The sequence below is a fragment of the Pseudomonas sp. 910_21 genome (assembly GCF_052850735.1).
In genome coordinates this window covers 981,742-999,127 of record NZ_VXCY01000002.1, presented here as the reverse complement: position 1 = coordinate 999,127, position 17,386 = coordinate 981,742, and the positions used below count along the sequence as shown (strand labels likewise).

At 62.3% G+C, this 17,386-nt stretch carries 17 protein-coding genes; 12 read left to right on the top strand and 5 right to left on the bottom strand.

Going from position 1 to position 17,386, the window contains the following annotated elements; genetic code table 11:
- Nucleotides 1–367: 367 nt before the first annotated feature.
- On the top strand, nucleotides 368–916 hold the full coding sequence (locus FW796_RS09765; protein WP_011062465.1) for an RNA polymerase factor sigma-70: 549 nt from the start codon (nucleotides 368–370) through the stop codon (nucleotides 914–916).
- A gap of 40 nt (nucleotides 917–956) precedes the next feature.
- On the opposite strand, the gene FW796_RS09760 is transcribed toward FW796_RS09765, so the two are convergent.
- From FW796_RS09760 to FW796_RS09750, 3 genes are all read right to left on the bottom strand, one after another.
- Nucleotides 957–1,310, bottom strand: coding sequence for a hypothetical protein (locus FW796_RS09760; protein WP_346632118.1), 354 nt, complete (start codon nucleotides 1,308–1,310; stop codon nucleotides 957–959).
- A gap of 95 nt (nucleotides 1,311–1,405) precedes the next feature.
- Nucleotides 1,406–2,200, bottom strand: a complete 795-nt coding sequence (locus FW796_RS09755; RefSeq protein WP_346632119.1) for a substrate-binding periplasmic protein — start codon at nucleotides 2,198–2,200, stop codon at nucleotides 1,406–1,408.
- Nucleotides 2,201–2,296: 96 nt separating this feature from the next.
- Nucleotides 2,297–2,920, bottom strand: coding sequence for a TetR/AcrR family transcriptional regulator (locus FW796_RS09750; RefSeq protein WP_346632120.1), 624 nt, complete (start codon nucleotides 2,918–2,920; stop codon nucleotides 2,297–2,299).
- Nucleotides 2,921–3,098: 178 nt separating this feature from the next.
- Between FW796_RS09750 and FW796_RS09745 the strand changes: the two genes are divergently transcribed.
- From FW796_RS09745 to ppnP, 8 genes are all read left to right on the top strand, one after another.
- A complete protein-coding gene (locus FW796_RS09745; RefSeq protein WP_446439285.1) occupies nucleotides 3,099–4,889 on the top strand; it encodes an acyclic terpene utilization AtuA family protein in 1,791 nt (596 codons plus the stop codon).
- Nucleotides 4,890–4,899: 10 nt separating this feature from the next.
- Complete coding sequence (locus FW796_RS09740; RefSeq protein WP_446439284.1) at nucleotides 4,900–5,769, top strand: SDR family oxidoreductase; 870 nt, start codon at nucleotides 4,900–4,902, stop codon at nucleotides 5,767–5,769.
- A gap of 3 nt (nucleotides 5,770–5,772) precedes the next feature.
- Nucleotides 5,773–7,389: a geranyl-CoA carboxylase subunit beta gene (gene atuC, locus FW796_RS09735; protein ID WP_446439283.1), complete on the top strand. Its 1,617-nt coding sequence runs from the start codon at nucleotides 5,773–5,775 to the stop codon at nucleotides 7,387–7,389.
- Between the two features lie 41 nt (nucleotides 7,390–7,430).
- Nucleotides 7,431–8,588 carry a citronellyl-CoA dehydrogenase gene (gene atuD, locus FW796_RS09730; RefSeq protein ID WP_123727110.1) on the top strand — a complete coding sequence of 386 codons (1,158 nt, stop codon included), beginning with the start codon at nucleotides 7,431–7,433 and terminating at the stop codon, nucleotides 8,586–8,588.
- Nucleotides 8,585–9,382: an enoyl-CoA hydratase/isomerase family protein gene (locus FW796_RS09725; RefSeq protein ID WP_346632124.1), complete on the top strand. Its 798-nt coding sequence runs from the start codon at nucleotides 8,585–8,587 to the stop codon at nucleotides 9,380–9,382. Before atuD ends, FW796_RS09725 begins: the two co-directional genes overlap by 4 nt.
- 57 nt (nucleotides 9,383–9,439) lie before the next feature.
- Nucleotides 9,440–11,425 (top strand): ATP-binding protein, encoded by a 1,986-nt coding sequence (locus FW796_RS09720; RefSeq protein ID WP_446439282.1) that lies wholly within the window; start codon nucleotides 9,440–9,442, stop codon nucleotides 11,423–11,425.
- Nucleotides 11,426–11,487: 62 nt separating this feature from the next.
- Nucleotides 11,488–12,027 (top strand): exonuclease domain-containing protein, encoded by a 540-nt coding sequence (locus FW796_RS09715; RefSeq protein WP_306399780.1) that lies wholly within the window; start codon nucleotides 11,488–11,490, stop codon nucleotides 12,025–12,027.
- Between the two features lie 74 nt (nucleotides 12,028–12,101).
- Nucleotides 12,102–12,386, top strand: a complete 285-nt coding sequence (gene ppnP, locus FW796_RS09710; protein WP_102860939.1) for a pyrimidine/purine nucleoside phosphorylase — start codon at nucleotides 12,102–12,104, stop codon at nucleotides 12,384–12,386.
- Nucleotides 12,387–12,467: 81 nt separating this feature from the next.
- Here the strand turns inward: ppnP and FW796_RS09705 are convergent, their stop codons facing one another.
- Together FW796_RS09705 and FW796_RS09700 are read right to left on the bottom strand one after the other, a co-directional pair.
- Nucleotides 12,468–13,271, bottom strand: coding sequence for an MOSC domain-containing protein (locus FW796_RS09705; RefSeq protein WP_346632126.1), 804 nt, complete (start codon nucleotides 13,269–13,271; stop codon nucleotides 12,468–12,470).
- Nucleotides 13,272–13,364: 93 nt separating this feature from the next.
- On the bottom strand, nucleotides 13,365–14,300 hold the full coding sequence (locus tag FW796_RS09700) for a chemotaxis protein CheV (protein ID WP_102860937.1): 936 nt from the start codon (nucleotides 14,298–14,300) through the stop codon (nucleotides 13,365–13,367).
- A 563-nt stretch (nucleotides 14,301–14,863) separates the two neighbouring features.
- Here FW796_RS09700 and FW796_RS09695 point away from each other — a divergent pair.
- The 3 genes from FW796_RS09695 (at nucleotide 14,864) to FW796_RS09685 (ending at nucleotide 17,386) form a co-directional block, all read left to right on the top strand.
- Nucleotides 14,864–15,301 (top strand): hypothetical protein, encoded by a 438-nt coding sequence (locus tag FW796_RS09695; protein ID WP_346632128.1) that lies wholly within the window; start codon nucleotides 14,864–14,866, stop codon nucleotides 15,299–15,301.
- A gap of 535 nt (nucleotides 15,302–15,836) precedes the next feature.
- Nucleotides 15,837–16,730, top strand: a complete 894-nt coding sequence (locus tag FW796_RS09690; RefSeq protein ID WP_446439313.1) for a sensor histidine kinase — start codon at nucleotides 15,837–15,839, stop codon at nucleotides 16,728–16,730.
- The gene (locus FW796_RS09685; RefSeq protein ID WP_346632129.1) at nucleotides 16,727–17,386 is read left to right on the top strand and encodes a response regulator transcription factor; all 660 of its coding nucleotides are present in this window, start codon (nucleotides 16,727–16,729) and stop codon (nucleotides 17,384–17,386) included. Before FW796_RS09690 ends, FW796_RS09685 begins: the two co-directional genes overlap by 4 nt.

Here is a 17,386-nt window from a genome sequence, read left to right as displayed (position 1 = left end):
CCTGCCAGGATTATGCTTGCAATGGAGATCGGGCCTCGCTCTGCCATAACTTAAAAAACTATCTATAAATCAAATAGTTATAAGTAAATCATGGGCATCCGGAAAGCGCCGTGGCCGGGCCTGCTGCCCGGAATCTTTCTCCAATGAGAACGGATGACGTCTTGAAATAATTAGTCCGCATGCTGCCCTTCATGGCCCTGATCCACCCCATGAACGAGCAGCCGTTCTCAATCTGCACCGACAGAGAGCATTAGTTCTTTTTCTCAATTGACAATCATTATCATTCAGCCTAATTTGTCGCTCGATGTGTAGGACAGGTCGGATTTTTCTGACGTCCCACTTACCTCTTTGCAACAAGGTGATTTCCATGACGGAACAAGTATCCACAAGCAGGTGCGATTCACCGTTACTCCAGGCTTTTGTCGACAACCGTCTGATCCTGGTCAAGATCGCAGCCCGTATTACCGGCTGCCGATCCCGGGCTGAAGATGTGGTCCAGGATGCCTTTTTCCGCCTGCAGTCGGCGCCGCAAATCACCTCCTCGTTCAAGGCCCAGCTCAGCTACCTGTTCCAGATCGTGCGCAACCTGGCCATCGATCACTACCGCAAGCAGGCCTTGGAGCAGAAGTATTCAGGCACTGAAGAGGAAGGCTTGAATGTGGTCATTCATGGCGCTTCACCTGAAACCTCCCACATGAACTTTTCCACCCTGGAAAACATCGCCGAAGCCCTGACCGAGCTGCCCAGCCGCACGCGCTACGCCTTCGAGATGTATCGCCTGCACGGCGTCCCACAAAAGGACATCGCCAAGGAGCTGGGGGTCTCGCCGACCCTGGTGAACTTCATGATTCGCGATGCCCTGGTGCATTGCCGCAAAGTCTCGGGCAACCGACCCGATACCTTCGCCCGCCGCTGACCTGCGACCGGCACCCTGCATCCCCTGGCTTGAGCCGTGTTCACACCTCAAGCAGGCCACTCTGGCCAAGCACCAGCAATGCCGCACGTTTGTGCAACAGATCGAATTCCTGCTGGCAGTACCGACAACGGTTATGCCCGGCACAGACGGGGGTGTGGGCGAATGCCGGGGGCGCTTGCGTGCCCGGCGGGTCCAGGTACAAAGCATGCACCTGCGCCGACAACCAGAATGCCAGCCGGTCCTGCCGGGCCTCCTCTACGGACTGGGCGTCGATGGGCGTCGGCCCCCGGGTACAGATCCACTCGAACAGCCGCTGCCGGCCGGCAACCTCGTCGATCACCGGCGCTCTGCCTGCGGATACAGCCTCGACACTCAGCGGATTCACAAGGGACATGGCAAGGCTCACCGTCAATGGGCATTCAACCAAGTGACGTGGGCCGTCAGGAGAAATTTAGGCGCGCTCCCCGCAGAACCGGGAAAACCCGGACCTCAGGCGTGGGGCACGGGCATCACGACGATGCGGTAGGGATCGAAGATTTTGCGCATCTGGCCGTTGTCCCGGAGTTTTTGCAGGAGCCCGGCAAAGTCTTCGGCGCTGATGGGCGCCTTGGGCCGGATCAGGGTGTAGTGGTGGTAGACCTGATCGATGCGCTGGGACACCAGCAACTGGCCGTTGCTCTGGGCATTGCGCGCCAGGAAGTCGCTGAGGTAGGAACGGGTCACCAGGGCGATGTCCGCCCTGCCCCGCAGCACCATCAGCAGGTTGCTGTCATGGGAATAGGTGAGCGTGGCGTTGTAGGTATCGGCCAGGTACTTGGGGTCGGCATTGAACTGGGCAAAGGCGTAGTGATAACCGCTGAACAGGGCCAGGCGCTTGCCCTTGAGGTCGGCAAAATACTCCTGGCCGCGGCCGGGCTCGCGCTGGGCAACAAAAATCTCCGCATCTTCCAGGCCCATGTCGACACTGGTATGGGCAATGTTCTGCCAGCCCCAGGCCGGATTCTCGAAGATCGCCAGGTCCACCCGACCTTGTTCGAAATCTCGGAAGCGCCGGGGAATCGAGGTGGGTACCAGAACGAACTGGTAGTCGTCCTGGGACTGGTTGAGGACTTCCACCAACTGCGGCAGCACACCGGTATCGGCACCGGTTTCAGGACGGACGGTATAGGGCGGAAAATGCGCCGCCGCGACCCGCACCAGCTGCGCCGAGGAGGCCGGACAGACCCAAAGTGTTGCCAGCGCCAGCAAGAGCATTCGCAAGGCTGACCGCAGCGGCAAGGACATCAAGGCAACACACCTCGGATAAAAGAAAGGGAATGCCGTAAAGCTAGGCGTTTTCGGGCGCTTCGACAATCTCGCGGCAGAGAATAAATCAGCGCCTCAATGATCCTTGAGCACCAACAGCAAGGCTTCCTGGGCCAATTGCTCCAAAGTCATGCTGCCCTGGGCGCGGAACCAGGTGGTGGTCCAGGACAACGCCCCCGTGAGGAAGCGCCGGGTGATGAACACATCGCCCTTGATGAATCCGGCGTCCTTGGCCTCGCCCAGCACCTGCAGCCAGATCTGTTCGTAGATGTCCCGCAATGCCAGGACCGCGGCCTGGCCTTGCGGAGACAGCGAGCGCCACTCATAGACCAGCACCGCCATGGCTTCGCCGCTGCCGCCCATGATCGATTGCAGTTCGCAGCGGATCAGCGCCAACACTCGCTCGCGCACGCTGCCGGCCTCGGCCAGTTCGGCGCGCATCAAGGCAGTGTTGTAGTGGATGGTTTCCTGCATGACGGCGCGCAGGATGTCGTCCTTGCTCTTGAAGTGGTGGAAGATGCTGCCGGATTGAATGCCCACCGCGCCGGCCAGATCCCGCACCGTGGTGCGCTCGTAGCCCTTGTTGCGAAACAGGTGCGCGGCGGTCTGCAACAGCTTGCCCCGGGCGCTCTCGGGATCGGTCACTTGTCCGCTGGCGATCAGCTCGCGCACTACCTGCAAGGCTTTTTGCTCGTCCACCGGTGTTCTCCTACCGTCACTTCGTCAATAGCTCAGCCCGAAACCGGCTGTAGCGCGCGCAATTTAAGCCCCCTACTGCCACCAAGCAAGCGCTTGGGTCGAAGAATCCATTCGCCCATTTACAAACCAAGCGCTTGCTTGGTAGCCTCCTCGCAGTTCTTTTTTCGAGAGCCCTGCCATGACCAAGACCGTACGAATCGGCTGCGCCAGCGCCTTCTGGGGCGACACCAGCAGCGCCGCCGCGCAACTGGTGGAAGGTGGACGCCTGGATTACCTGGTGTTCGATTACCTGGCGGAGATCACCCTGTCGATCATGGCCGGGGCCCGCATGAAAGACCCGGACTCAGGTTACGCCACGGATTTCGTCGAGGTGCTCAAGCCGCTGCTGGCGTCGATCCATGAACAGCAGATCCGCGTGATCAGCAATGCCGGCGGGGTCAATCCCCACGCCTGCGCCAGGGCCTTGCGCACCGCCTGCGAACAGGCCGGGGTGCCGCTGAAGATCGCCGTGCTGCTGGGGGACGACCTGCAACCGCAGTTCAAGCAACTGGCCGGCGCCGGGATCAAGGAAATGTTCAGCGATGCCCCCTTACCACCGATGTGCGTCTCCACCAATGCCTACCTGGGTGCCCCGGGCATCGTCGAGGCCCTGGGCCTGGGGGCGGATATCGTGATCACCGGTCGCGGTGTCGACAGCGCGGTGGTCAGTGGCGCTCTGGTCCACGAGTTCGCCTGGTCCTGGCGGGACTACGACCGCCTGGCCCAGGCGGCCCTCGCCGGGCACATCATCGAGTGTGGCGCCCAGTGCAGCGGCGGTAACTTCACCGATTGGCGCGACGTGCCGGACTACGAACACATCGGTTTTCCCATTGTCGAGGTCGACGCCGACGGCGGGTTCGTGGTCAGCAAGGCCCCGGGCACCGGTGGGCTCATCAGTCCGCTGACGGTCGGTGAGCAGTTGCTGTACGAAATCGGCAATCCACGGGCATATCTGCTTCCCGATGTGGTGTGCGATTTCTCCCAGGTGCAGGTGCAGCAGTCAGCACCGAATGAAGTCCGGGTCCAGGGCGCCAAGGGCCTGCCCCCGAGCCACCAGTACAAGGTCAGCGCCACCTACCCGGACGGTTTCCGTTGCACCGCCAGTTGCCTGATGGCCGGGATCGACGCGGTGGCCAAGGCGCGCCGGGTCAGCCAGGCGATCATCGACAAGACCCGCGAAATGTTCAGCCAGCGCGGCTGGCCAGACTACAGCGAAGTCAACATCGAGCTGTTGGGCAGCGAGGCCACTTACGGCGCCCATGGCCGGCGCCAGGACAGCCGCGAAGTGGTGATCAAGCTGGCGGTGCGCCATCCGCACAAGGCAGCGCTGGTGCTGTTCTCCCGGGAGATTGCCCAGGCTGCCACCGGCATGGCTCCAGGGCTGACCGGCATCGTCGGCGGACGCCCCACGGTGTATCCGGTGATCCGGCTGTTTTCTTTCCTGCTGGACAAGGACGCCTGCCACCTGGAAATCGACCTCGCCGGCCAGCGTCATCCCTGCACCCTGCCCGAAGTCGACCGCCTGGACGCCAGCGCCCTGCCCGCCCCGCATTCACTGCCCAAACCCCAAGGCCGTCCCGACGCCAGCGTGCCCCTGGTCAAGCTGGCGGTGGCACGCTCGGGCGACAAGGGCAACCACAGCAACATCGGCGTGCTGGCGCGTCACCCCGACTACCTGCCGTGGATCGCTGAAGCCCTGACCCCCGAAGTGCTGGTGGACTGGATGGGGCATGTGCTGGACCCGGTCCACGGCCGTGTACAGCGCTGGTACCTGCCGGGTATCCATGGCCTCAACTTCCTGCTGGAAAACGCCCTGGGCGGCGGCGGTGTCGCCAGCCTGCGCATCGACCCACAAGGCAAGGCCTTCGCCCAGCAGTTGCTGGAAATCCAGATCCCGGTGCCCCAGCGCATCGCCGACGCCGTCAACTAAAGGAGCTGCCGTGGTGTACGACTCGATTTTCAAAGCGCAATTGTTCGCCGGCCAGACCATCATCGTCACCGGCGGCGGCAGCGGCATCGGCCGTTGCACGGCCCATGAGCTGGCGGCACTGGGCGCCCAGGTGCTGCTGGTGGGGCGCAAGGCGGAGAAACTGCAGAAGGTTGCCGGGGAGATTGCCGAGGACGGCGGCCAGGCTCATTGGCAAGCCTGTGACATTCGCGACGAGGAAGCAGTCAAGACCCTGGTGGGGCAGTTGATCGAGCGCTACGGGCCGATCCATGGCCTGGTGAACAATGCCGGCGGCCAATATCCGGCGCCCCTGGCTTCGATCAACCAGAAAGGTTTCGAAACCGTGCTGCGCACCAATCTGGTGGGCGGTTTCCTGATGGCCCGGGAAGTGTTCAACGAGTCTATGAGCCGCCACGGCGGCAGCATCGTCAATATGCTCGCCGACATGTGGGGCGGCATGCCCGGCATGGGCCACTCCGGCGCGGCGCGCTCGGGTATGGACAACTTCACCAAGACCGCCGCCTACGAATGGGGCCATGCCGGCGTCCGGGTCAACGCCGTGGCCCCGGGCTGGATCGCCTCCAGTGGCATGGACACTTACGAAGGCGCGTTCAAGGCCGTCATTCCCACCCTGCGCGAGCACGTGCCGCTCAAACGCATTGGCACGGAATCGGAAGTCAGCGCGGCCATCGTGTTTCTGCTCAGCCCCGGCGCGGCCTTTGTCAGTGGCAGCACCCTGCGCATCGACGGCGCCGCCAGCCTCGGCAGCCGCGCCTGGCCGTTGGCCAAGGCGCGCAACAGTGAGTCGTACAACGGTTTTCATCGGGCCTACCTGCCCGATGTGCTCAAAGGCGAGGACTGAGCCATGCCGGTGATCCTATCCCAGCTCGATCCCCACAGCCCGCAGTTCGCCCAGAACCGCGAGGCGATGCTGACAGACCTGCAACAGTTGCAGACGCTGCAGCAGAACCTACTGAACAAGGCGGCCGAGGCCAAGGCCAAGTTCGACAAGCGCGGCCAGTTGCTGCCCCGGGACCGCCTCAACTTGCTGCTGGACCCCGGAGCGCCCTTTCTTGAACTGGCCAGCCTCGCCGGCTACAAGCTGCACGACGACAAGGACGGCAGCCAGGCCGGCGGCGGCCTGATCGCCGGCATCGGTTATGTGTGCGGGGTGCGCATGCTGGTGGTGGCCAATAACAGTGCGATCAAGGGCGGGACCATTTCCCCCAGCGGCCTGAAGAAGTCCCTGCGCCTGCAACAGATCGCCATGGAGAACAAACTGCCAGTGGTGACCCTGGCGGAAAGCGGTGGCGCCAACCTTAACTACGCGGCGGAGATCTTCGTCGAAGGTGCGCGCAGTTTCGCCAATCAGGCGCGGATGTCGGCCATGGGCCTGCCACAGATCACCGTGGTCCACGGTTCGGCCACCGCCGGCGGCGCCTATCAGCCCGGGCTCTCGGATTACGTGGTGGTGGTGCGCGGCAAGGCCAAGCTGTTTCTCGCCGGGCCGCCACTGCTCAAGGCCGCCACCGGCGAGGTGGCCACCGATGAACAACTGGGCGGGGCCGAGATGCACGCCCAGGTCGCCGGCACTGCCGAGTACCTGGCGGAGAACGACGCCGACGGCATCCGCATCGTCCGCGAGATCGTCAGCCTGTTGCCCTGGAACGCCCAACTGCCGGTACAACCGGCCAGAACCTGGAGCGAGCCGCTGTACCCCATCGACGAACTGCTCGGCCTGATTCCCGACGATCCGAAAAAACCCTATGACGCCCGGGAAATCATCGCCCGCCTGGCGGACGGCTCGCAGTTCCTGGAGTTCAAGGGCGAGTTCGATGCCCAGACCCTGTGTGGCCACCTGCAGATCCAGGGCCGGCCCTGTGGTTTTATCGGCAACAACGGCCCGATCACGCCCCAGGGTGCGATCAAGGCGGCGCAGTTTATCCAGCTTTGCGACCAGAGCCGCACGCCCTTGCTGTTTTTCCACAACACCACCGGTTTCATGGTGGGTACCGAGTCGGAACAGCAAGGGGTGATCAAGCACGGCGCCAAGCTGATCCAGGCGGTGGCCAATGCCCGGGTGCCGAAGCTGACCATCGTCGTCGGCGGCTCCTATGGCGCCGGCAACTATGCGATGTGTGGCCGAGGCCTGGACCCGCGCTTCATCTTCGCCTGGCCCAACAGCCGTACCGCGGTGATGGGCGGCGCCCAGGCCGGCAAGGTGCTGCGCATCGTCACCGAGGCCAAGCATGCGAAGAGCGGCCAGGAGGCGGACCCGAAGATGCTCGACATGCTGGAACAGGTCACGGCGCAGAAGCTCGACAGCCAGTCCACCGCCTTGTACGGCAGCGCCAACCTGTGGGACGACGGCCTGATCGACCCCCGGGATACCCGCACGCTCCTGGGCTATCTGCTGGACATCTGCCATGAGGCCGATGCCCGGGTCTTGCAGCCCAACAGTTTCGGTGTGGCACGGTTTTGATAGGGCATTTCGCGGTCTGACCCCACTTGAGGAGAACAACAATGATCTTCACCCAGGAACACGAAGAGCTGCGGCGCACGGTGCGCCATTTTGTCGACCGCGAAATCAACCCCCATGTGGAGGAATGGGAGAAAGCCGGGCGCTTTCCCATCCACGAGATTTTCCGCAAGGCCGGCGAACTGGGGCTGCTGGGCATCTCCAAGCCGGAAAAGTTCGGCGGCATGGGCCTGGACTACAGCTATTCCATCGTCGCCGCCGAAGAGTTCGGCACCATCCATTGCGGCGGCATTCCCATGTCCATCGGCGTACAGACCGACATGTGCACCCCGGCCCTGGCGCGCTTCGGTTCCGATGAGCTGCGCGACGAGTTTCTGCGGCCGGCCATCACGGGCGAGCAGGTCGGCTGCATCGGCGTCTCCGAAGTCGGCGCCGGTTCCGATGTGGCCGGGCTCAAGACCCACGCCCGCAAGGACGGCGACGACTACGTGATCAACGGCAGCAAGATGTGGATCACCAACTCCCCCAGCGCCGACTTCATCTGTCTGCTGGCCAATACCTCGGACGACAAGCCCCACGTCAACAAGTCGCTGATCATGGTGCCGATGAACACCCCGGGCATCAGCCTCAGTTCGCACCTGGACAAGCTCGGCATGCGCAGCTCGGAAACCGCCCAGGTATTCTTCGACAACGTGCGGGTGCCCCAGCGCAATCGTATCGGTCATGAAGGCGCCGGTTTCATGATGCAGATGCTGCAGTTCCAGGAGGAACGGCTGTTCGGCGCGGCGAACATGATCAAGGGCCTGGAGTACTGCGTGGACAGCACCATCGAGTACTGCAAGGAGCGCCGCACCTTTGGCAACCCGCTGATCGACAATCAGGTGATCCACTTCCGCCTGGCCGAACTGTCCACCGAGATCGAGTGCCTGCGGGCCCTGGTCTACCAGGCTACCGAGCAGTATGTGCGCGGCCAGGACGTGACTCGCCTGGCCTCCATGGCCAAACTCAAGGCCGGGCGCCTGGGCCGCGAGGTCAGCGACAGCTGCCTGCAGTACTGGGGCGGCATGGGCTTCATGTGGGACAACCCGGTGGCCCGCGCCTATCGCGATGTGCGCCTGGTTTCCATTGGCGGCGGCGCCGACGAGATCATGCTGGGGATCATCTGCAAACTCATGGGCATCCTGCCGGGGAAAAAGAAATGAGCCCGCTCCCGGCCTGCCAGACCCTGCTGCTGGAATCGCGCAATGGTGTGCTGTTCATCACCCTCAACCGCCCCGAAAGCCGCAACGCCATGAGCCTGCAGATGGTAGAGGAACTGCGTACCGTGCTCGCCGCCGTGCGAGAGCGCCGGAGCATCCGCGCCCTGGTCCTGCGGGGTGCCGCCGGCCACTTCTGTGCCGGTGGCGACCTCAAGGACATGGCCGGCGCCCGCGCCCGAGGCAGCGTTGCCTACCGTGAACTGAACCGGGCCTTCGGTGCGCTGCTCGAAGAAGCCCAGCAGACAACCCAGGTGCTGGTCTGCGTGCTGCAGGGCGCGGTGCTGGGCGGCGGCTTCGGCCTGGCGTGTGTCAGCGATATCGCCATCGCCGAACACAGTGCGCAGTTCGGCATGCCGGAAACCGGCCTCGGTCTGCTGCCGGCGCAGATCGCCCCCTTCGTGGTGCGGCGCATCGGCCTGACCCAGGCCCGACGCCTGACCCTGACCGCCGCCCGCTTCGACGGGGCCGAGGCCCTGCGCCTGGGCCTGGTGCACTTTGTCGAGGCTGATCCCCGGGCCCTGGAAGAACGCCTTGAACAGCAGTTGTCGCAGGTCCTGCGCTGCGCCCCCGGGGCCAACGCTGCGACCAAGGCCCTGCTTCTGGCCAGCGTCGACCAGCCTCTGGGGCCGCTGCTGGATCAGGCCGCCGAAGACTTCGCCCAGGCCGTCACCGGGGCCGAAGGCCTCGAAGGCACCCTGGCCTTTGTGCAGAAACGCAAACCGACCTGGGCCAGCTGAGCCCTTTCAGGAGCCGGCTTGCCGGCGAACGCCCCCCACCGATTCCCGGGAGCCTGTATGCCCACCTTCAGCAAGATCCTGATCGCCAACCGTGGTGAAATCGCCTGCCGCATCCAGCGCACCGCCCAGGCCCTGGGCTACCGCACCGTGGCCGTGTACAGCGACGCCGACGCCGATGCCCTGCATGTGCACATGGCCGACGAAGCCATCCACATCGGCCCGTCCCCGGTGCAGCAGTCCTACCTCAACAGCGGCGCAATCCTCGACGCCGCCCGACGCAGCGGTGCCGACGCCATCCACCCTGGCTACGGCTTCCTCTCGGAAAACCCCGAGTTCGCCGCGGCCTGTGCAGCCGCGGGCATCACCTTCATTGGCCCCAGTGCCGCCGCCATCGAACTGATGGGCAGCAAGCGCCGCTCGAAGATCGCCATGCTCGAAGCCGGCGTGCCTTGTATCCAGGGTTACCAGGGCGAGGAGCAGGACGACGCCACTTTGCAGCGCGAGGCCGAGCGCATCGGCTATCCGCTGATGATCAAGGCCAGCGCCGGGGGCGGCGGACGCGGCATGCGCCTGGTGCAGCGTCACGAGCAACTGCTGGAACAGATCCGTACCGCTCGCTCGGAAGCCCTGCATGCCTTCGGCAGCGACGAGCTGATTCTGGAGCAGGCGCTGATCGAGCCCCGGCACGTGGAAATGCAGGTCTTCGGCGACCAGCACGGTCATTTGATCTATTTGGGTGAACGGGACTGCTCGATTCAGCGCCGCCATCAGAAGGTCATCGAAGAGGCCCCCTGCCCGGTAATGACCGAGGAACTGCGTCGGGCCATGGGCGAGGCGGCGCTCAAGGCCGGACGCGCGGTGAACTATGTCGGCGCCGGCACCGTGGAGTTCCTGCTGGACGCCCGCGGTCAGTTCTACTTCCTGGAAATGAACACCCGCCTGCAGGTGGAGCATCCGGTCACCGAACTGGTCACCGGCCTGGATCTGGTGGCCCTGCAGTTGCAAGTCGCTGCCGGCGAGCCGCTACCCCTGACCCAGGAGCAAGTACAGCTCAACGGCCATGCCATTGAAGTGCGCCTGTACGCCGAGGACCCGGCGCAGAACTTCCTGCCCCAGACCGGCCAGGTTCTGCGCTGGGAGCCGGCGCCGGGGATACGCATCGACCACGGCTTGCAGGAAGGCCAATGGGTCAGCCCCTTCTACGACCCGATGCTGGGCAAGCTGATCGCCCACGGCGCCACCCGCGAGGAAGCCCGGCGCAAGCTGTTGCGCGGGGTCGAGGACTGTGTGCTGCTGGGGCTTGAGAGCAACCGTCGGCTGCTGGCCGGCTTGCTCAGGCACCCGGTATTTGCCAGTGGTCGGTTCAGCACCGGGTTCATCGCCGAACACTTTGCCGAGGACCCGAGCCTGCAACCGCAGCACCCCAGCCACGAGGAACTGGCCATCGCCGCTGCGCTCTTCTATCACCACAGCGCCAGCGCACACCGCTCAAACCTGAGTGCCTGGCGCAACAATGCCAGTGTGCCCCTGGGCTACCGCATCGGTCTGGATGACAGTCAATGGTCGTTGGAACTGAGCCCCTCGGCATCGGGCCTGTTGCACGTACAGCAGGGGGATGAGGTGTGGACAATCAAGGTCATGGCCGCCGATGGCCGCCGGGCCACACTGGAGGTCGCGGGCATTCGCCGGCACTACGCCTATCAACTGCACGACGGCGAACTCTGGCTGAGCAGCCGCCAGGGCAGCCTGCATCTGCAGGACCGCACCCATGCGCCGGTACAGGGTCAACTGGGCGCCGATTCCGGCACCCTCAAGGCGCCCATGGACGGGGCCATAGTCGACGTGCTGGTCAGTGAAGGCATGAGTGTCAGCAAGGGCCAACTGCTGCTGGTGCTGGAGGCAATGAAGATGGAACACCCGCTCAAGGCCGGGATCGACGGAGTGATCACCCGGGTCCAGGTCAACCTCGGGGACCAGGTGAAGAACCGGCAGATTCTGCTGGAGGTGGAGCAAGCCGGTCCCGCCTCGGAAATGGAGCACTAGGCGGATGCGTCAGCTTTGGCTACGCTCAAGCCTCATCAGGAGTTTGAAGGCTGGAATTTGCGATGCCCCACTGGCTGGTAATAGATCTGGAAGCCACGACGGATGAAGGGGGCTGGCCGGTAAGCGAGATGGAAATCATCGAAATCGGAGCCACCCTGGTCAATCGCCAGGGTCGGGAACAGGACCATTTCCAGCGTTTCGTCCGTCCCTTGCGACGTCCGCGGCTGACGCCGTTCTGTCGCGAGCTGACCCATATCACTCAGGCCAATATCGACAGCGCCGCACCGTTGAGCGAAGTCTGGACCCTGTTCGAACGCTGGCTCGGCCAGCATCAGTCGCGCCTGGAGGGTTGGGCCAGCTGGGGCGACTACGACCGCAAGCAACTGCAACTGGAGTGGCATAACCAGCAACTGCACAGCCTGTTGAATGACGTCCCGCACATGAACCTCAAGCAGCGCTTTGCCAAAGCCCGGCGTCTGGAGCGCCCCCTGGGCCTGAATGCTGCCTTGCAACTGGCCGGCATGCAGTTCAACGGCCAACAGCATCGAGCCCTGGAAGATGCACGTAATACAGCACGCTTATTGCCGCTGATTCTTCCATGATGGCGGCAGGTGACGGCCTTGGAGGCCTTGTGCATACTGGCCGACCTTTTTGACCCTTTCTTGAGGAATCGCCCATGTTTAAAGTCAACGAGTACTTCGACGGCACCGTCAAGTCGATTGCCTTCGGCACGGCCGAAGGTCCAGCCACCATTGGCGTCATGGCCCCGGGCGAATACGAGTTCGGTACAGCGCAACGGGAAATCATGCACGTGGTGTCCGGCGCCCTGACCGTGCGCCTGCCCGACAGCGCCGACTGGGAAACCTTTCCTGCCGGCAGCCAGTTCAACGTACCGGCCAACAGCAAGTTCCAGCTGAAAGTCGCCGTGGAAACCGCGTATCTGTGCGAGTACCGCGGTTGATTCACCTGTCACGGCTATCGCGCTGACAAAAAAATGCCCGTTTCCTAAAGAGACGGGCATTTTTCATGGAGCCAAGAAACGCTATTCGAGGACGGTCACGGGCATCCCCACCTGCAATCGACCATTGCCGTCGTTGACCAGGTTCTGTCCGAACATCGCGCCGTCAGCCTGGGCGCGATACTTCTGCAAGGTGGCCAGGGGTTCGCGGTCGGCGCTGCGTTCACCAGTCTGTGGATCAATGGTGGTCAGGATGCAACGCGAACACGGCTTGACCACACGAAACTCGACATCGCCAATCCGTATGCGCCGCCACTGGTCCTCGGCAAAGGCCTCGCTGCCTTCGATCACCAGATTGGGTCGAAAACGCAGCATCTCCAGAGGCCGACCCACCCGACCCGACAGGTCCTCCAGGGACGCCTGACCAATCAACAACAGCGGAAAACCATCGGCAAACGCCACTTGATCGTCGTCCCTGCCGTAACCGGCAGCGGTGCTCCGCGCCCGTTCCGCGGGCACCTGCACCAAGCGGGTAGGCTTGCCAATGAACTCACTGACCCAGGCGCCCGCCTCGTCCCCGGCATCGGGCACCCGCAGGCTGTCGTGCCAGATGGTGACGCCGCGCAGTGCGGCATCGGCCACCGGCAGGGGCACATCAAGGGTGGAAAACCCGGGAGCGCTGAGGGTCAGGCCACCCTGGTCATTGCACAGCGCCGAGAGCTGACTCATGCGCCCCACGGCACGCTGGGTGAGGAAGCGCCCGCTGGCCTCATCCACCAGCATCCAGCGGCGATCCCCCTCCAGACCGAGCTTGTCCAGGCCGATCTGTTGCAGGGTTTCGCCCCTGGCGGATTTCAACGGGTATCGATAAAGCGCGCTAAGACGCATGTCCAGCTCCCTGTGTGGGCAAAAAAGCTCACCCTATACCAGCGCTTCGACGAAACAAAGACGCAAGGGAAAAGCGGCCGGACATCCCCCGAATCAGACGCTGACTTCATCCAGCATCAAACGCTGACGGACCACGTCCACCAGTTTGTCCGGTTGAAACTTGGAGAGGAAGTTGTCGCAACCGACTTTCTTCACCATGGATTCGTTGAAGCTGCCGGACAAGGATGTATGCAGCACCACATAGAGCCCACGCAGTCGCGGGTCGTTGCGGATCTCGGTAGTCAGGCGATAGCCGTCCATCTCCGGCATTTCCGCATCGGTGAACACCATCAACAGCTTGTCGGTCATGTCGACCCCGGTATCGGCCCAGGCCTTGAGCATGTTCAGAGCCTTGAGGCCATCGCTGGCGATGTGCATCTTCACACCGAGCTGGCCGAGGGTATCGCGCAGTTGCGAGAGCGCCACATTGGAGTCGTCCACCAGCAGCACTTCGCGGCCGCGAGCACGCTCCAGCACGGGATCTTCCAGCTTGTCCCGGGAAACCTTGGCGTTGTAGGGCACGATTTCCGCCAGGACTTTCTCGACGTCGATGATTTCCACCAGCTGCTCGTCAACCTTGCTGATGGCCGTCAGGTAGTGCTGGCGTCCGGCGCTGGTAGGCGGCGGCATGATGGCTTCCCAGTTCATGTTGACGATGCGGTCCACGCCGCCCACCAGGAACGCCTGAACCGAACGGTTGTACTCGGTGACGATAATGGTGCTGTTGGGCCCCGGGACCAGCGGGCGCATGCCGATGGCCTGGGACAGGTCGATGACCGGCAGGGTCTGGCCACGCAGGTTGACCACACCGCAAACGAATGGATGGCGCTGCGGCATCAGGGTCAGCTTGGGCAGTTGCAGGACTTCCTGGACCTTGAAGACGTTGATCGCGAACAACTGCCGACCGGCCAGACGGAACATGAGGATTTCCAGGCGATTCTCACCCACCAGTTGCGTGCGTTGATCTACCGTGTCGAGAATGCCGGCCATTAATGACTCCTGGGCTTGTTCTGATGAATTCACTAAAGACTGATATCGGCGGGATTCGCCGTATCTTGACTCGCATGCAAATTGCCACACGAAAGCCATTGATGTCACATTAACATCATGCTTTACTGAGGCGGTCAATTCAGCAGCATGACTCTCCGACGACGCGACCTTGTTCGCGACGTGAAGTTCCCGCGCCTAAGGGTTTCCCCTAGCAACAATCAGGACCATCCTGATATTCGCAATATCCAATAGCCATTAATGTGACGCCATTCTCATTGCATGAACGGAGTCAGGCTTTTGTTTGTGATCGCAGAAAGGTGGCCCAGTACCCTTTCAAGCCCAAGCACCCACACCCATCAAGCCCCAGCGCACCTGCGCCGCATTGCTGTGGCCGGTATTCGGGCTGCTTGCGCAAGCGATGAACATCGGCTCTTACGGCCCCTTGCGAGCCCTGAAAAATATTCAGATTTATCTTATATACAAACGCAAAAAACGCGCCCTACCTTAAAACCGTTCAGCCAACGCCCTATCCCGTCATCGGACTCGAAGTCATGGAGATAAGCATGCTAAAGGACGGCCGCAAGTGCGCTCCCCCCCTGCCTGAGTTCCTGCTTGAAGCCCAGGCCCTGCTGGCTAAATCGGAAGATTGCCTGAGCCATCTGCACTTGATCAGGAATGACGAAGAGGCGATCAATTGCCTGCTCGCCAGCCTGCTGTGTCTGGCCCAGACAGCGGCTCGCCATTCCATCAGCCCGCTGGCCGAATTCGCCGTGCATATTCATGGCGTGCTGAAACCCACAGCACATCCGCTGGACCTTAACGACCCAATCCTCGACGCCTTGAAAAGCTGCCTGACCCTGATGGCCTGGCAACTGGAACTGATCGACCCGCACAACGGCCAACTCAATCTGGATGACAGCGAACAGGTCCTGCTGATCGATGAACTGACCGATCAAGTGGCGCAAAACTGCACCTGCGCTTATCCATCCTGCACCCATTGAAGTTGCACTTGTGCCGCTGGATGGCAGATAAAACCCGTAGTTACGATAGCCAGCCCGAAACATCAGTAAGACTTCAGGTTTCGGGTCAAATATCTGGTCGTTATTGAGTATTTCATACCCAAGAGCGACATCATCGATTCAATAACTTCAATTAGAGCCAGCCCCGGGACTTACTGTTCGGCCCCATATACGTGCCCGCAAAACCGTCCGCAACCCCCAATATCCTCGGCCTCTCCAAGGCCTATGGAGGACATGGAACAGACGTTCCGCAGGCCCATATTCCTGACTTTCAAGACATATATACCTGTGCGTATAAACGCGACCAACGGTATCTTCGGTGGTATTATGTCGCCCATAAACGGACACAGTTAATGGCACTTTGATTCCAATGTCGGCAGTCACTACTCGGCTTGTACAAGACAAACAGACAAGGTTGATTGAAACCGGGTATTCAAATAGCACCGTTTCTCAAACAAGCCCCGTCATCCATCCCTGACCGGGCTCTCGCAGCGAACATTCATTGGCTCCATCCGCTATGTACGCCAGCCTCAAGTCACTCTTCTCTTGGCCCCTCTCCCGAGATCATCTGCGCTGGCTCAGCCTGTTGCTGTGTTCCTGCTCGACCCTGGGCAATGTGCTGATCTATTGCCTGGGCCGGCCCCTGCCGATGATCTTGCTGTTGCTCAATGTCGCGGCTCTGACCTGTATCTGGATGCAATACGGCTATTCGCGAAAGTCCATTCGCTTCCAGCCCCAGGAACTCGCCGAACGCCTGCTTGAGGTCAAGGAGAATGAGCGGCACCGCCTCAGCCGTGAACTGCACGATGACATCGGCCAGTTGCTGACAGCGGCAAAACTGCAGACCGACTGGCTCAAGCGGCGCCTGCCGGATGACCTGCAGGCATCCTGCGCGTTACTGGGCACCACCCTGGAAGAGACCCTGGCCAAGGTGCGTGACGTGTCCGCGATCCTCAATCCCCGGCAGTTGGCCAGCCTGGGACTGGAAGCCAGCCTGCGCGCCCACCTGCTCAAGACCCTGGAAAACACCTCGGTGCACTGGAGCCTGGAATGCCGCCAGCGCCTGTCGGGAATCCCGGAGGAAATGGCCGTCGCAGCGTTCCGCATCACTCAGGAGGCGGTCACCAACATGCTGCGCCACGCCCAGGCGAAAAACCTGCTGGTGCGGGTGCAGCGACTGCCGGAAGGTCTTTCGCTGTTCATCAGCGACGATGGCCAGGGGTTCGCCCCGGCCAGCGATCCCGGCGCCCTGGGCCAGCGCGGCATGGCCGGGATGCAGGAACGAATCAGCCAGTTGGGCGGCCTGTTGCAGGTCACCAGCGAGGTCGACCAAGGCACCCAGATCGAAGCACTCTTTCCCTGGGCCCCTCGCACCCTGGAGCGGGCCAGCACGAATAAGGTTTCACATTGACCTGTAATTTACTCTTGGTGGATGACCACTCGCTTATCAGGGCTGGCGTGCGTGCCCTGGTCATGGACATTCCCGGATACGCGGTGATCGGTGAAGCCGATGATGGCGCACACCTGCTGGAGATGGTCGAGAAACTGCATCCGGACATCGTCCTGCTGGACCTGTCGATGAAACGCATTGGCGGTCTCGACGCCCTGCGCCGGCTCAAGGCGATGCGGCCCCAGAGCAAAGTCCTGATCCTGTCGATGCACACCGATCCCACCCTGATCATGCAGGCCCTGGAATCCGGCGCCCACGGCTATTTGCTCAAGGACACCACTGCCACCGAACTCGAACATGCCCTGCAAGCGCTGCGCAACAACGAGCGCTACCTGAGCCCGGCCATTGCTCACACAGTGATCAACCAGGCGCTGACCCGGGCCCAGAAGCACCAGCCCCAGCCTGTGGAAAACCACAACCTGACGGCTCGCCAGCTGGAAATCCTGCGGCTGATCGTGCGCGGCAAATCCACCCGGGAGATCGCCCTGGGCCTGGGTTTGAGCATCAAGACCGTGGAAACCCACCGCTCACAGATCATGAAGCGCCTGCAGATCTTCGACGTCGCCGGGCTGGTGCTGTTCGCCGTGCGCGAGCGCATCATCAGCCTCGACGACTGA

What these genes read in the sequence shown, in the direction of transcription:
- FW796_RS09705 (WP_346632126.1), bottom strand. Translation starts at nt 13,271, where the DNA reads ATGCGTCTTAGCGCGCTTTATCGATACCCGTTGAAATCCGCCAGGGGC.
- FW796_RS09720 (WP_446439282.1), top strand. Translation starts at nt 9,440, where the DNA reads ATGCCCACCTTCAGCAAGATCCTGATCGCCAACCGTGGTGAAATCGCC.
- FW796_RS09765 (WP_011062465.1), top strand. Translation starts at nt 368, where the DNA reads ATGACGGAACAAGTATCCACAAGCAGGTGCGATTCACCGTTACTCCAG.
- FW796_RS09690 (WP_446439313.1), top strand. Translation starts at nt 15,837, where the DNA reads ATGTACGCCAGCCTCAAGTCACTCTTCTCTTGGCCCCTCTCCCGAGAT.
- atuD (WP_123727110.1), top strand. Translation starts at nt 7,431, where the DNA reads ATGATCTTCACCCAGGAACACGAAGAGCTGCGGCGCACGGTGCGCCAT.
- FW796_RS09745 (WP_446439285.1), top strand. Translation starts at nt 3,099, where the DNA reads ATGACCAAGACCGTACGAATCGGCTGCGCCAGCGCCTTCTGGGGCGAC.
- FW796_RS09725 (WP_346632124.1), top strand. Translation starts at nt 8,585, where the DNA reads ATGAGCCCGCTCCCGGCCTGCCAGACCCTGCTGCTGGAATCGCGCAAT.
- FW796_RS09715 (WP_306399780.1), top strand. Translation starts at nt 11,488, where the DNA reads ATGCCCCACTGGCTGGTAATAGATCTGGAAGCCACGACGGATGAAGGG.
- FW796_RS09695 (WP_346632128.1), top strand. Translation starts at nt 14,864, where the DNA reads ATGCTAAAGGACGGCCGCAAGTGCGCTCCCCCCCTGCCTGAGTTCCTG.
- ppnP (WP_102860939.1), top strand. Translation starts at nt 12,102, where the DNA reads ATGTTTAAAGTCAACGAGTACTTCGACGGCACCGTCAAGTCGATTGCC.
- FW796_RS09755 (WP_346632119.1), bottom strand. Translation starts at nt 2,200, where the DNA reads ATGTCCTTGCCGCTGCGGTCAGCCTTGCGAATGCTCTTGCTGGCGCTG.
- atuC (WP_446439283.1), top strand. Translation starts at nt 5,773, where the DNA reads ATGCCGGTGATCCTATCCCAGCTCGATCCCCACAGCCCGCAGTTCGCC.
- FW796_RS09760 (WP_346632118.1), bottom strand. Translation starts at nt 1,310, where the DNA reads ATGTCCCTTGTGAATCCGCTGAGTGTCGAGGCTGTATCCGCAGGCAGA.
- FW796_RS09700 (WP_102860937.1), bottom strand. Translation starts at nt 14,300, where the DNA reads ATGGCCGGCATTCTCGACACGGTAGATCAACGCACGCAACTGGTGGGT.